Source organism: Chryseobacterium sp. OSA05B (genome assembly GCF_019970065.1).
GTDB lineage: Bacteria > Bacteroidota > Bacteroidia > Flavobacteriales > Weeksellaceae > Chryseobacterium.
In genome coordinates this window covers 219,759-233,265 of record NZ_JAHXYH010000004.1, presented here as the reverse complement: position 1 = coordinate 233,265, position 13,507 = coordinate 219,759, and the positions used below count along the sequence as shown (strand labels likewise).

General features: G+C 38.6%; 17 protein-coding genes. 8 read left to right on the top strand and 9 right to left on the bottom strand.

Going from position 1 to position 13,507, the window contains the following annotated elements:
- Positions 1-78: 78 nt before the first annotated feature.
- The gene (locus tag LC419_RS16840; protein WP_223608451.1) at positions 79-1,140 is read left to right on the top strand and encodes a sensor histidine kinase; all 1,062 of its coding nucleotides are present in this window, start codon (positions 79-81) and stop codon (positions 1,138-1,140) included.
- Entirely contained in the window at positions 1,130-1,864 is a 735-nt protein-coding gene (locus tag LC419_RS16835; RefSeq protein WP_223608450.1) for a LytTR family DNA-binding domain-containing protein, read from the top strand. The genes LC419_RS16840 and LC419_RS16835 overlap by 11 nt, the downstream gene beginning before the upstream one ends.
- 166 nt (positions 1,865-2,030) lie before the next feature.
- Here the strand turns inward: LC419_RS16835 and LC419_RS16830 are convergent, their stop codons facing one another.
- From LC419_RS16830 to LC419_RS16805, 6 genes are all read right to left on the bottom strand, one after another.
- Positions 2,031-2,933 carry a DUF6268 family outer membrane beta-barrel protein gene (locus LC419_RS16830; protein WP_223608449.1) on the bottom strand — a complete coding sequence of 301 codons (903 nt, stop codon included), beginning with the start codon at positions 2,931-2,933 and terminating at the stop codon, positions 2,031-2,033.
- Between the two features lie 131 nt (positions 2,934-3,064).
- The gene (locus LC419_RS16825; protein WP_223608448.1) at positions 3,065-4,282 is read right to left on the bottom strand and encodes a multidrug effflux MFS transporter; all 1,218 of its coding nucleotides are present in this window, start codon (positions 4,280-4,282) and stop codon (positions 3,065-3,067) included.
- A gap of 293 nt (positions 4,283-4,575) precedes the next feature.
- Complete coding sequence (locus LC419_RS16820; RefSeq protein ID WP_223608447.1) at positions 4,576-5,424, bottom strand: helix-turn-helix domain-containing protein; 849 nt, start codon at positions 5,422-5,424, stop codon at positions 4,576-4,578.
- A 3-nt stretch (positions 5,425-5,427) separates the two neighbouring features.
- On the bottom strand, positions 5,428-5,652 hold the full coding sequence (locus LC419_RS16815; protein WP_223608446.1) for a hypothetical protein: 225 nt from the start codon (positions 5,650-5,652) through the stop codon (positions 5,428-5,430).
- A gap of 319 nt (positions 5,653-5,971) precedes the next feature.
- Positions 5,972-7,036: a thiamine-phosphate kinase gene (gene thiL / locus LC419_RS16810; protein ID WP_223608445.1), complete on the bottom strand. Its 1,065-nt coding sequence runs from the start codon at positions 7,034-7,036 to the stop codon at positions 5,972-5,974.
- Positions 7,037-7,112: 76 nt separating this feature from the next.
- Complete coding sequence (locus LC419_RS16805) at positions 7,113-7,607, bottom strand: thioesterase family protein (RefSeq protein ID WP_048505151.1); 495 nt, start codon at positions 7,605-7,607, stop codon at positions 7,113-7,115.
- A 113-nt stretch (positions 7,608-7,720) separates the two neighbouring features.
- Here LC419_RS16805 and LC419_RS16800 point away from each other — a divergent pair, with 113 nt between their 5' ends.
- The 4 genes from LC419_RS16800 to LC419_RS16785 are packed head-to-tail and all read left to right on the top strand — an operon-like array spanning position 7,721 to position 10,916.
- The gene (locus LC419_RS16800; protein ID WP_223608444.1) at positions 7,721-8,929 is read left to right on the top strand and encodes an NAD(P)/FAD-dependent oxidoreductase; all 1,209 of its coding nucleotides are present in this window, start codon (positions 7,721-7,723) and stop codon (positions 8,927-8,929) included.
- A complete protein-coding gene (locus LC419_RS16795; protein ID WP_223608443.1) occupies positions 8,926-9,336 on the top strand; it encodes an energy transducer TonB in 411 nt (136 codons plus the stop codon). Before LC419_RS16800 ends, LC419_RS16795 begins: the two co-directional genes overlap by 4 nt.
- 27 nt (positions 9,337-9,363) lie before the next feature.
- Positions 9,364-10,002 (top strand): DUF2306 domain-containing protein, encoded by a 639-nt coding sequence (locus LC419_RS16790; protein ID WP_223608442.1) that lies wholly within the window; start codon positions 9,364-9,366, stop codon positions 10,000-10,002.
- Entirely contained in the window at positions 9,999-10,916 is a 918-nt protein-coding gene (locus LC419_RS16785; RefSeq protein ID WP_223608441.1) for a YARHG domain-containing protein, read from the top strand. The genes LC419_RS16790 and LC419_RS16785 overlap by 4 nt, the downstream gene beginning before the upstream one ends.
- A gap of 232 nt (positions 10,917-11,148) precedes the next feature.
- Here the strand turns inward: LC419_RS16785 and LC419_RS16780 are convergent, their stop codons facing one another.
- The 3 genes from LC419_RS16780 to LC419_RS16770 all read right to left on the bottom strand — a co-directional run bounded on the left by LC419_RS16780 (position 11,149) and on the right by LC419_RS16770 (position 12,855).
- Positions 11,149-11,544, bottom strand: coding sequence for a DUF2809 domain-containing protein (locus tag LC419_RS16780; protein ID WP_223608440.1), 396 nt, complete (start codon positions 11,542-11,544; stop codon positions 11,149-11,151).
- 156 nt (positions 11,545-11,700) lie between these two features.
- The gene (locus LC419_RS16775; protein ID WP_223608439.1) at positions 11,701-12,360 is read right to left on the bottom strand and encodes a thioredoxin family protein; all 660 of its coding nucleotides are present in this window, start codon (positions 12,358-12,360) and stop codon (positions 11,701-11,703) included.
- Between the two features lie 6 nt (positions 12,361-12,366).
- Complete coding sequence (locus LC419_RS16770; protein ID WP_223608438.1) at positions 12,367-12,855, bottom strand: TlpA disulfide reductase family protein; 489 nt, start codon at positions 12,853-12,855, stop codon at positions 12,367-12,369.
- A gap of 260 nt (positions 12,856-13,115) precedes the next feature.
- Here LC419_RS16770 and LC419_RS16765 point away from each other — a divergent pair, with 260 nt between their 5' ends.
- Together LC419_RS16765 and LC419_RS16760 are read left to right on the top strand one after the other, a co-directional pair.
- Positions 13,116-13,280 carry a bacteriocin gene (locus tag LC419_RS16765; protein WP_223608437.1) on the top strand — a complete coding sequence of 55 codons (165 nt, stop codon included), beginning with the start codon at positions 13,116-13,118 and terminating at the stop codon, positions 13,278-13,280.
- A gap of 27 nt (positions 13,281-13,307) precedes the next feature.
- Complete coding sequence (locus LC419_RS16760; RefSeq protein WP_223608436.1) at positions 13,308-13,466, top strand: bacteriocin; 159 nt, start codon at positions 13,308-13,310, stop codon at positions 13,464-13,466.
- The last annotated feature ends 41 nt before the right edge of the window (positions 13,467-13,507 follow it).

Sequence of the window (13,507 nt, the reverse complement as noted above, 5' to 3'; positions counted from 1 at the left end):
AAACTTAAATTATCTTTACGTATTAGAAACTGCCGGGTGCAGTTTCTAATTTTTTATCAATCTACTTGATCCTCTTCCATGACAAAACCTTTTATTTTACGAGAATATATTTTTGTTACGATGTTCTGGCTCGTTTTTGCAGCGGCTGTGTACATCAACTTTCAGGCGACCTCTGACAAACCTTCAGCTGTCTTCCAAACGATCGCTCTGGTCATTACCTCATTCTTTTTTACTCATTTTCTCACCACAAGACTTCTTCCCAATGCTTTGCGGGCGAAAAAGATGAAATTATTTCTGATTCAGGCGACCGCAGTTATTCTTTTTCTGAGTTTTATTTATTCTCTGATCTTCACCTATATTGAAGTCAACTCCAAGAACGAGCTTCCTCAAGATTTTGTTGATCATCTTCCCTTTTTATGGAAAGGGTTCTATCTTGCGTTGCCCGCTTCTTTTCTTATTAACGGTTCTGCCTGCGGAATTAAATTTTACCAAGAACACGGAAGGATAGAACGGGATCATATCCTGCTTCAACAGGCTCATCTGGAGAATCAACTGAAGTTATTACAGGATCAGATCAACCCTCATGTGGTCTTCAACATTCTTAATCACATTCATATTCTGATGAAAACCGATACGAAACTCGCCGATTATCTGTTGCTTAAGTTTTCCGATATTTTACGGTATCAGCTTTATCACTGCAGCCAGAATCTGGTTCCTTTGAGCCAGGATATTGAGCATCTTCAAAATCTGGTGGAAGTGGAAAAACTAAGATGGGGCAACGAGCTGGAGGTGAATGCAGACTGGCATATCAGACATAAGAAATCATTCATTGCTCCTCTCCTGCTGGTTCCATTCATCGAAAATGCATTTAAATATGTCTGCAGGCTGCCGGGGCACAAAGGTTATGTAAAGATTTCCTGCAGGGAGAAAGACGGTTTTCTTTTATTTTATGTTGAAAACTGCTATTCGGAGCTGGCAACCCACAAAAAGAAGGAAGGTTCGGGCGGAATCGGGCTTCAGAATGTACAAAAACGTTTAAAATTACAGTATCCGGAGGCTCACGAGCTTAGCATTGTGGCAGCTGATAATGTATACAAAGTAACTTTAACCCTACAATTATCCGACAACAATGAGCAATAGTATCCCTAAAATGAAATGCCTGATCATCGATGATGAGCCTTTGGCTAGATTTCACCTTAAAGAACTGGCAGACCAGATCGAATTTTTATCCGTGGAAGGCACCTGCGCTACGGCACTGGAAGCTGATGCCATTGTGAAGGAAAAGGAAATTGATCTTCTTTTTCTGGATATTAATATGCCTTATTTAACCGGTCTGGAGTTTCTGGAACAACTGGAAAATCCGCCATTAGCCATTCTCACAACTGCCTATTCCGAATATGCACTGGAAGGTTACCGTCTGCAGGTGGTAGATTATCTTCTGAAACCCATTGCATTCAACCTTTTTTATCAGGCAGTGAACAAAGCGCAGCAACAGTTTATCGTCTCTGAAAAGATGAAGAAAAATTCTCCTTTTGATGATCCTTTTCTCTATGTAAGACAATCAGACAGCTTTATCAAGGTTTCATGGGTGGATATTCTGTACATCGAAAGTATGCAGAATTATACCAAACTGCATTTTAAAGACAAATCCCTGGTGATCCATCAAACGATGAAGGCCATTGAAGAATCACTGCCATCAGAACATTTTTTCAGAATCCATAAATCTTTTCTGATCAACATCACCCATATCGATATGATTTCCGGTGGCCGTCTGTTTATCAATAAAACAGAACTTCCTATTTCCCGTACCCGAAAGGAGGAGCTGCTGAATCAGGTAGTGTATAAGAAGCTTATTAGTAAGTAGTTTAGAAGGGAAGATGGAGGATGGGAGCTGTTAATAACAACTTCATGCCTTCTTTATTTAAATCTATAAGGATATTTATAATCAATTGTCTACAAGCTAATAATTGTAAAATAGTAACTTCCTTCTCCCCGCTTCCATCTTCTAACCTACATCTTCCATTTCTGTCCTATGGCAGATTCCACCTCAGCGATACCGCTACATACAATGAGCTGGCAAACTTCGGGTCCATCATTTTTTTGTCTTTGAAAATATTTTTTATTTTTCTGTCGTTTTCACTGAAACTTCTCAGCAGAGCGGTTCCTCCGGTAAGCCGAAGACTAAGGTGGTCATTGAGCTTCAATTCCGGTCTGATTCCTGCTGTGATCTGCTGGTAACCAAGCAACATAGATTTCCCGTCTTTATTTCTTTCCACAGTCATTCCGCTGAGGTTAACAACAGCCTTCAAAGCAAATTTGTCTGAAAACAGGTACCCGGCTTCCATTCCCTCTGGGAAATTGATGTTGAATTTAATTTTACCGTTTGTTTTCCAGTCGAAATAGATCCACGGTAAGATCATCGGAACCCCGAAAGCTGTTGTCAGCACAGGCCCTGCTCCAAGCGCCAGATTAGGATTAAAATGCCTGATAAACAAAACTCCCCCCTGTCCGAGAATATCATCGGAACTTACCTGCTCAAGGTCTGTATAAACGCCTACTGCAGCCGTCATCATCATGCTCCATTTCTTTCCTAAAGGCCTCATGTGCTGGATTCCGACCTGTGCGTTCAGCATCTGATCAGGAAAGAGCTGCTTTTCGTAGTCTTTATGCTTCATTTTTGCATAAGATCCACTCAACAGAAGTGACCATGCTTTTACTCTTCCACTGCTGTCTTTTTTCATGGACAATGGAATGCTGAGGTTGAGGTCTGCTCTCTTAAAGTCACTCTTAGAATTCGTTTTTACACTGTCTTCAGGACGGATGTAATTGGAAAAAGGGATGTACTCTGTTTTAAGCTCTCCGGATATTCCGGACTGAGCGCTGGCCCAATACCCCAACAGGCAGCTGACTGCGGCCAAAAGATTTCTCTTCATAATTTAAATTTTATGCAAAGAGATACTTTTGGAAGTCGGCTACAAAAATTACTTGATTAAGTGTCCGAATGGTATGACCAAGCGGAAAAATGGCAGGATGATATAAAATAGGACTTCATCCTATTTTTTGGCTAAATCGCCCCTTTGGGGCTCTCCAATCCTATAGAAGCTTTCTTGCTCTTAAATGAGCGATACGCAAACCAAACTGCGACTAAAGCAATGCCCGCGCGCATGAAAACCATCGGCATAATGGAATCTGCTTCTAAAAATCCGGCTAATCCAGAAAGTAAAAAAGTAACCATCAGCTGCATAAATCCCATCACGGCAGCCGCTGTTCCGCGTCCTTCTTTAAAAGGTGATAAAGCATGGGCAGACGTAATAGGAAAAAGCACACCTATAGCCAGCAATGACAAGTACAGCATCATAATTTCCAGTGCTACTGAAAGGTTTCCCGCTGCAATAAGGATATGAAGACTGCATACAATCAGCAGTAAAAGGGTCGCTGCCAATAAAAGTTTTGTGTCCCTTATTCTTTTAATCAATTTAGGGGTAAGATACGCTGCTGTTATTAAGGCTAATGAATTAAACCCAAATATAAAGCTGAAAACACCACTGGAAAATCCGTGAAGCTCCATAAATAAAAACGGAGCATTGGAAATATAAATAATCAGAGAGGCAAAAGCAATGCTTCCGATCATTGTACTGCTGATAAATTCTTTGTTGGAAAGTATCGTTTTCAGGTGATCTTTTACTCCTTTTTCGTCTTCTGAATTTTCAGTAAGTGTCGGTTTCGAGTTGGTTTCCGGAACGTATTTGTATACCATGAACAGGGTTATCAAACCAAGGATTGTTAAAAACGCAAACGAGCTGTTCCATCCCCAGAATTTAAGAAATACACTTCCAAGCAATGGAGCAACAATCGGAGCAATTCCGCTTATCTGAGACTGTTGAGAAAAAATGGCTACCGATTTCTGTCTGTCATAAAGATCAATGACTATGGCGCGGCCAATGACAATTCCGGCACTTCCCCCGAAAGCCTGTAAGAAACGCATTGCCCACAATACATAAATATTTTCTGTAAAAAATATCGCAGTCGCTCCGATAATAAAGAGTAAAAGTCCGCAATACAGCATAGGTTTACGGCCTGTTTTATCGGATAAAGGCCCCCAAAGTAGCTGTCCGAAAGCAAATCCTGCAAAAAACACAGAGATAGAAATCTGAATATGCCCGATATCAGTCCGAAAAATCTGAGCCATACTCGGAAAAGCAGGCAGATAGAGGTCTATACTCAGTGATTCAAGGGTGTTGAGGAGTGCCAGAATAAACACTACGATACTTAAATTTCTCATAAAAGGGTCAGTCAATCATTAAAGGTTCCGCACAGGCAGTTTTTCTTCCTGCAAAATTCCCCTAAAAAACAATGCTTTTCAATACAGAAACTGAAGGAAGACCAGCACAAAGTGAGGATGCGGGAGACAAGTTTGAGAGTAAAAGGGATTTCGGGTTTGAGAATTTCGGAAAGTGATGAGTTATGAGTCATGTAACATGGGTTTTGGATTGTCTAGTGTCTGGTGTCTGATATCACCCCAAAAATTCACCATTCACTTGCGTAGCAAAATTGACCATTGACATTCCTCCAATCTTAGCCTAAACCTACAGATCTGATATCTGACTTCTTTTTTCCTGCCTTAAACCCATCCGGGTTCTGGCCTGTATGTTTTTTGAAAAAGCGGGAGAAGTAAGAGGCATCGCCAAAACCAAGCTTAAAAGCAATTTCCTTAACGGTTAAAGCCCCAAAACTAAGTTCTCTTTTGGCTTCGAGTACCAATCGCTGGGCGATCATCTTTTTAACCGTCGTTCCTCTCGAAAGGCGGACAATATCATTGAGATGATGGGCACTTACTTTGATCTGATCTGCATAGAAACGGGTATCTCTCTCAACGACATAATGCTCTTCGATCAGACTTATCAGCTTCTGAATACGTTGTCTGTCATTAATTGAAGTGTCCTGCCTGTTGATTTGTTCTGTGATGATGATACAGAATGCCCTCAGGTAGGTTTTTAATAAATCCATTCTGGATGCCCCGTTATATTCCTCTTCCATCAGCGAGATAATGGTGCTGCAGGTTTCTGCACTTTGAGGATCTAATGGAAAAGGGCATGTTCCACTTATGAGAATCGTTTCTACATCACAGGCTTCTTTAAATATTTCCCGACTTATCGCCAGCACATAGCCTTTTTCACCTCTCAGCTTCATATTGAAAACCTGTCCTGGTGCGATGATGGAGATCTGGTTATTTTTGAGGGAATGATATTCAAAATCCAATTCCAAGCAGCTGTTTTTCTTCACTTGTCTGAACCAGATGATTTCAAAGAAATTATGCCGGTGAACATCATTAAAGTTCTCCGGATGTCCGGTATCCAGAGTCATCAGCTGAAACTGCTCAGAGGTCAGGTGATGGACGGGGATATTTTTTTCTGATGAATTCATTTATTAGTGCTTATTAAATGTTGAATTTTCTTTAACAAAATTTACATCTGAAGGATTTGTAATTATGTAAACTTCCGTCTTATCTTCAGTCTTCTTCCCTTTGTAATAAATAATTTGTTTGTCAGAAACCAATTGTATATGATCTCCAATCTGTCTTTCAATATATATCGGAAGATAAATTTCAGCCTTTTTATCCCTGATTTGGTACGGATATATTCCCTGTTTCAATTTTTGAGAAAATTCTTCAACAGTAGAATGAAGCACATCGATGGTCAATATACCAAAACTATGATTGTCGGACCTTTTTATATCAGAGACCGTTCCTCCCAGAACCACTCCATTGCGTAAAACTTTATTTTCTTCCGTATATTCTTTTGCTCCCCTTTTCTTTATAAAAACGACAATTCAGATAAAAGCAAACAATAAAATGATAAATCTTACATATTTCATATCAATTTTAAATTAAAGTTTACAGCAATCGGTAAAACAAAAACCACAGCAAAAAAAGTGCTGCGGTTTTCTACAATATTCAAAATTAAATATAATTTTATCCATTCTGGTGGTTACCCAGAAAAGCATCCCAACCCTGCGCCGTAAGTGGAACAAGCTGATTGGAGCCTCTTGCAACCATATAATTTCCTTCTTCATTTTCAACAGCATGGCCAATGATTGTAAAATCAGGATGGTTTTTAATTTTATCAAAATCATTCGGAGAAATAGTGAACAGTAATTCATAATCTTCACCACCACTTAATGCAGTCATGACAGGATTAAGGTTCATTTCATCTGCTGTGGAGATCGTTAAGCTGTCCATTGGAATCTTCTCTTCGTACAGTCTGAATCCTGTTTTGGACTGATCAGAAAGATGAAGAATTTCAGAAGCCAGGCCGTCAGAAATATCAATCATTGAAGTCGGTTTGATATCCAGTTCTTCTAAGATTGTTTTCACATCTGTTCTTGCTTCAGGTTTAAGCTGTCTTTCCAGAATATAATCGTATCCTTCCATTTCAGGCTGCATATTTGGATTTGCAAGGAAAACGGCATGCTCTCTTTCCAGGATCTGAAGTCCCATATAGGCACCACCAAGATCACCGCTTACCACCAGAAGATCATTCGGTTTTGCACCGCTTCTTTTTACGATATTCTCATCATCCTCAATTCCTACAGCAGTAATACTCATCACCAACCCCGAATTGGAGCTTGTGGTATCTCCACCAATAAGGTCTACTTTATATCTTGCACATGCCGCCTGAATCCCGGAATAAATCTCTTCCAAAGCCTCCACCGGAAAACGGCTGGAAACAGCAAGAGAAACCAAAATTTGTGTAGGAACAGCATTCATGGCTGCAATATCACTGAGGTTCACAACAACCGCTTTGTATCCTAAATGCTTTAAAGGAACATAGCCCAGATTAAAGTGAACACCTTCTGCAAGGACATCTGTTGTCAAAACAACTTTTTTATTTCCAGGATTGATAACTGCCGCGTCATCTCCCACTCCAAGTTCCGAAGACTCGTTGGACAGTGGAAAATGTTGTGTCAAGTGCTTGATAAGCCCGAATTCTCCTAATTTGGAGATAGGGGTTAATTCCTCTGATTTATCTTCAAACATAATTTCTTTTGTATTAAGGTCCAGTGTAAAATGTATTTATGATTTAAAATCATATTTAAAAACATTAGACTTTGAGCTATTTTGTGAATTCTGCCGGATCCACATTATCCGGACGGAAAGGAAGTTTTTTGAAATCTTCTCTGGTCATCACAATGGTTTCAGGGCTTTTGTATTTGTTCATTGCTTCTATCACATCATCCGGTGGTGTTGTCATTTTTCTCAGCATCATATCGATCCACACTCCTGTAGCTTCTGCTGTAGCACAATGTACTCCATCCGGCGTATAGAATTTATGGACAAATCTGTAGATTGAAGAGTCTTCTGAACATCCATCGATTTCCAGGCTTACAATAACCGTTTGGTCTGCATAGATTTCTTTGAAGAAAGAATATCTTTCGTGCATGATCACCGGCCCTATTCCCCAACGGCTTAACTGGGTAACTCCCATTTTTTCTTTGGTCATAAAGGCCATTCTGGACTGCGCACAGTACTGTACATATGATGAATTGGCTAAGTGCTTGTTGGCATCAAGATCACTCCAGCGTACTTCGAATTTATGGTAAAAAATCATGTAAAAGTTGTTTTTAGTATGATTAAATTATATTCTTCAAAATTACTCAAATAAGATGGTTTATAAAAATTGTACTTTTGAAAAAATAATCTTCAGCATAAGATTACCCATACATGAAACAGATCATCATTATCGGAGGCGGTGCAGCAGGCTTTTTCTGTGCATCGAATCTTGACGAAAAAAAATACAGTATTACCATCCTGGAACAGAGCTCGGATGTACTTCAGAAGGTAAAAATATCAGGCGGCGGGCGTTGCAACGTCACCCATGCCTGTTTTGATCCACGGGAACTGGTTCAGTTTTATCCGCGCGGCAACAAAGAATTGTTAAGTGTTTTCACTAAATTTCAGCCGGGAGATACAATGGATTGGTTTGACCAGCGCAACGTTCCTTTGAAAATAGAAAATGACAACCGCGTATTTCCGGAAAGCAATTCTTCGCAGACCATTATCAATACGTTGCTGACTGAAATTAAGAATAAAAAGGTAGAGGTTAAAACAAAATGTTCCGTTAAAGAAATTGAAAAACAGGATGAAAAATATCTTGTCAAGACCAGTTTGGGAGATTTTCAGGCAGATTATGTCGTTTATACGACCGGAAGTTCTCCGAAATCACTGAAGATCATTGAAAATCTGGGTCATAAGATTGTGGATCTTGTTCCATCCCTTTTTACATTCAATATTAAAGATGAGCTTTTGCAGGATATTCCCGGAACCAGCTTTGAAAATGCGGAGATTTCAATTCCGGCTTTAAAAACAGAAGAAAGCGGACCTTTATTGATTACCCATTGGGGCCTTTCCGGACCGGCTGTTCTGAAAATTTCAGCGTGGGAAGCGATAAGTCTTGCGAAATCAAAGTATCATTTTGAAATTGAAGTGAATTTTATTTCAAAATCTATGGATGAAGCGGAAGAAAGCTTCCAGAATTTTAAGCAGTCTAATCCGAAAAAAACAATCGGGCAGGCAAAAATCTTTGAAGTCACCAACAGGTTCTGGCAAAAAGTTTTGGATGTCTCAAATGTTGATCTTAATAAACAGGTCTCCCATATTTCTGGAAAGGAAATGCAGAAGATCCTTGAAAATCTTTGCAGAAAAAAACTGAAGGTTTCAGGAAAATCTACGTTTAAAGACGAGTTCGTGACCGCCGGAGGTGTTGATTTAAAGGAAATTAACTTCAAAAACATGACTTCAAAACTTCTTCCGAATTTTCATATTGCCGGGGAAGTTCTGAACATTGATGCGGTGACGGGAGGTTTTAATTTTCAGGCTTGCTGGAGTGAGGCGTGGCTGATTTCACAACATTTAAATAACTTAAAGATATGAAAAAAATCTTATTATTCGGCTTGCTTTTAGGATTTCAATTTGCTTTTTCGCAAACATCAAAAGAAGATTCAAAAGATCAGAAAGTACCTGCTACAGATATCCATACATTTATCGAAACAGACATTGCAGCTTCTTTTCCCGGTGGAATGGAAGCGCTCAGAAGACATATCAGCTCTGAATTTGATACATCAAAAATTAATGACTCAGGAGTTTTTAAATCTGTCACCAAGTTTTTGATTCATGCTGACGGTAGTACGGAATCTATTTCGACTACTGGAAATAACGCTGCGATGAATAAAGAAATGACGCGTGTAATTAAAGCAATTAAAACTAAATGGAAACCGGCTACACGCGATGGCCAACCTGTTGAAACCTGGTATACAATTCCCATGACTATAAATATTTAAAAAAATCAATCCGTTTGACTTAATAAAATGCTTGCGGCCAGAAAATATATCCCTTCTATCTTAAAAACCCTTTTGATTGTAGGGTTTGGATATTTCTTTTGGCTGATGCTTAAAATTACGCTGGAATACATTCCCTTCAATCCGAATGTAAGCTTTCTGATGATCAAACAAACGGAAGTTCAGAACAGACAGGAATATCTTTCTTTTTTCTACACCCATGTGTACACCAGTATTTTTGTGCTGTTTTCCGGATTTCTGGCTATTCTCAGAAAGGATTTCGGGATCAAAAACTTTCACAGGAATATTGGAAAAGTCTATATTTTTTTAATTCTGATTCTGGCTTCACCCTCCGGGATCTACATGGGATTTTTTGCCAACGGAGGCTACCTTTCCAAAATATCGTTCGTTATTTTAGGTACTCTCTGGTGGTTTTCTACGTATAAAGCCTATCAATCTGCAAGGAAACAAAGATTTAAAGAACACAAGCAGTGGATGTGGCGAAGTTTTGCGCTCAGTTTATCTGCACTCACCTTACGGATCTGGAAAGTAATTATTGTATATTTATTCCACCCAAATCCCATGGATGTCTACCAGATTATCGCATGGCTGGGATGGATTCCCAATATCCTTTTAATTGAATACCTAATAACAAAAAAACATATATGAAAATTTTAAATTACACCCTGGCTTCTTTACTGGCAGTTTCTCTGCTAAACTGTAAGAAAGATGGCAAAATAGCCGAAACCGGAAAAGATTCGGTGATTGCTAAAAAGGATTCCGTTGTGGTTCCTGAAATCTATAAAGAATATTACGGAATTTATACCGGAGATTTTGCCGGAAAAGAAATGATCACTTCGGAAGATGGCGAACAATATGAAGATTTCGTGAATAAGAAAATTTCTCTGAAGATCAACAGGATTACCAAGGACAGTGTGTACGGACAAAGTATTGTCAATGGAAACCAGCGTCCTTTCAGAGGTGTTTTTAATGAAAGCATGAAATCTTTTGTGCTGGATGAGCCCGGCAATGATAAAACCGACGGCAGATTTGAAATAAAATTAAGTGGTGACAGCATTACCGGAAAATGGAATGCTTTCAATAAAACGGCTGTAAAATCGCCTTTAAAAACCATTAAAATTTCCAAAAAAGAATTTGTCTACAATCCGAACTTTATGCTGGATCAGGATTCTGATCTGGTAGACTGGTCCAATCCGAAGGATTTTGTCGAAAAATATACCGATGAAGAAACCGGAAAGACAGAAAGCTATACGACATCCAAAAACAGAGTGGCTTCTGAGGCCATATTTAAATTGAATGCTTCCAAACAGAAACTGACAGAGAAGGAACTTAAAAACTTAAGAAAACTCGATCTTGAAATCATTAAAAATTCTGTTTTTGCCAGACACGGCTATTCTTTCAAAAAGGAGACGTACAGGCATTTCTTTGAGCAAACAGATTGGTACATTCCTGTTTCCAATAATGTAGATAAAGAACTTTCCCCAATGGAAAAGGACAATGTAGCTTTGCTGAACCGTTTTATCAAGTACGCGGAAGATAAATATGACAGTTTCGGAAGATAGAAAACGTGAATGGTGAATTTTGCTTCGCAAGTGAATGGTGAGTTTTTTGGGGAGATATCAGATTTCTGACAACCCAATAGCTTCCAACGAACATGAATTGATAAGAAATGAGTTTAATAAGCGCTTAAGATGGTGAAAAATGAATCCCTGCTGAAGAAAACGTCACAAAAGTAAGGGACAGAATGTGACAGTCTTTTAATTTTCACTCTCGAATAGCGGGAAAAAACATTGTTTACAGGCTCAGTTCTTCTTCTTTTTTTGGATTTAATTTTACAAAAACATACAGTAAAAGACATCCGGCAGCATAGCACATAATATCTACCCACGAAAAAGAATTCCCAATGACAATATACATCAGGCTTCCAGGACGGAAGCCTAGTTTTTCTGCCACCGTAAAATATTGGGCAAACTCCACCAGGCATGAAAAAACAAAAATTCCCAAAATAAGTTTCTCATTATTTATCCTGACGAAACTCTTCACGAAGGTGTAGAGAAGCATTACAACGATAACATCTCCAAGATATGCTCTTACAAAGAAGATATCTGCCAGCTTTGTGGCGATAAGGACTTCTACCAGGAAAATGAAGATGGTGAGAAGAAGATATTTCAGACTGAATTTAAATTCCATGCTTTATTTTAATTTTTGGCTAAAGCCTGTATGTGATTAATTTTTGTTGAGTTAAAGCCCGCTCCTATTGAATTGAACAGCAAATTACGTTTTTAAGCCATAAAAAATCGGTATTCCAAGAACACCGACCGTATATTAACTACTAAAGCAAATATATTATTTCTTTACTTTGATTGTACATCCAATGGCAACTGTTTTATCCATTTTCACAGGTTCCCCCTTGATCAGAGCGTTTACAGCATCCTGAACATAATATTCCGATACGTCATTCGGGTTTTCGTAGTTGTTGTCGATGGCACCGATATATTTTACGATATTTTTTCCATCCTCTTTCTTCAGAACGAAAACATGGGGTGTTTTTGTGGCTCCATAAAGCGGATATACCTTCTGCCCTTCATCCACTAAATAAGGAAATGTAAAGCCTTTCTCTTTGGCTCTGTCGATCATCTGTTTGTAGCCGTCTTCAGGCTGTACATTGGGATCATTAGGATTCACGGCAATAACCGGATACCCCTGATTTTTGAATTTCTTATCCAGCTCTACTATTCTGTCCTCATATTTTTTGGCATACGGACAGTGATTACAGGTGAAAACGACTATAAATCCTTTTGCGCTTTTAAAATCGCTTAAAGAAACCATTTTCCCGTCGATGTTTTTGAGCTTAAAATCTGCGGCTGCATCCCCTACTTCATAGCCTTTTGAAGAGGGATTTGTATTGACTTTCTGAGCATTGTGCTTCTCATGATCTGCAGCTGTAAAGCTTAACAATCCCAGCCCGGCAATGAATGCCGCCATTAAAATTTTCAGGTTCTTCATATTGTTTTATTGTAAGTTATCATTAATTGTTTTTTCGAGATCTTCTTTGCTCATTTCCCCATCGTTGAAATGTACTTTTTGACCGTTTTTATAAAAAATGGTTACGGGAATATTTCCGTCCCAGTTCTTTTCAAATCTTGGAATCCAGGTATTCATCCTTTTGATGTCGTCCAGCAGGATCACTTCAGCGGTAAGATTTTTATTTTTAATAAACTTAATGACTCTTTCCTTGTCCACCAGCCTGTCCAGCGAAACGAGGATCATTTTAAATTTCGGGTTATCCTTCAGCTTATTATTAATCTCCATAAAATCAGGCAGTTCTTTCACACAGGGTGCGCAGGTCGTAGCCCAGAAATTGACAACCAGTAACTTATCATTCTCCTTCTGAATTCGTTTTTCAAGATCTTCATATTTCATTGACGGAACTTCCTTCTGTTGGGCAGTAAAGGCCGTAAAACACAGAAATACAGTCAGTAGCGTTAATAAATTCTTCATATTCAAAAATAGTCATTAATTATTATATAAATCCGAGATGCTCTTTATCTGCTCTGTGGTTGGATCAAAAACGGGAGGAATAGTTAAATGTTTTTTTGTGTATTTTCTCTATTGGGAAAAGATTATAAGCAGACCTGAAAATACATTAGCCAACAGATATTTGCTTTTCATTGATAATTTTAACATTCTTTTTTTAATCACAATCTGTTGAATTAAAAAAAATTAAATGTAAATTAGCGTACAATCAAAACCAAAATATTATGAAAAAATCAAATTTTCAGCTTAAAAAGCTGACAAAAAAAGAGCTTAAGAAAATTAGTGGTGGACTAAGACCTATTTGTCCATTGGTGGTAAGCTGCTTTGACCCGGCAACCGGGGAAGAGTTGTATGGCGTATATGGGATCCAGAATGGACCGTGCTGCTAAATAGTGATCACCATTAATCCAAAATGTATGAAAAATTCAAACATTCAAAGCAGAAAGCTCACGAAAAAAGAGCTAAAGGAAATCAACGGAGGCGCTTTATGTGCTGAAGGCCTGTGTAAGCTAAGAGGGGTACCCAGCCATTTTATGATTATAGGACCAAGAGGTAAAGATGGATACTGCTGTTAATCACTTATTAAAATAATCTAATTAAATTATGAAAATTTCAA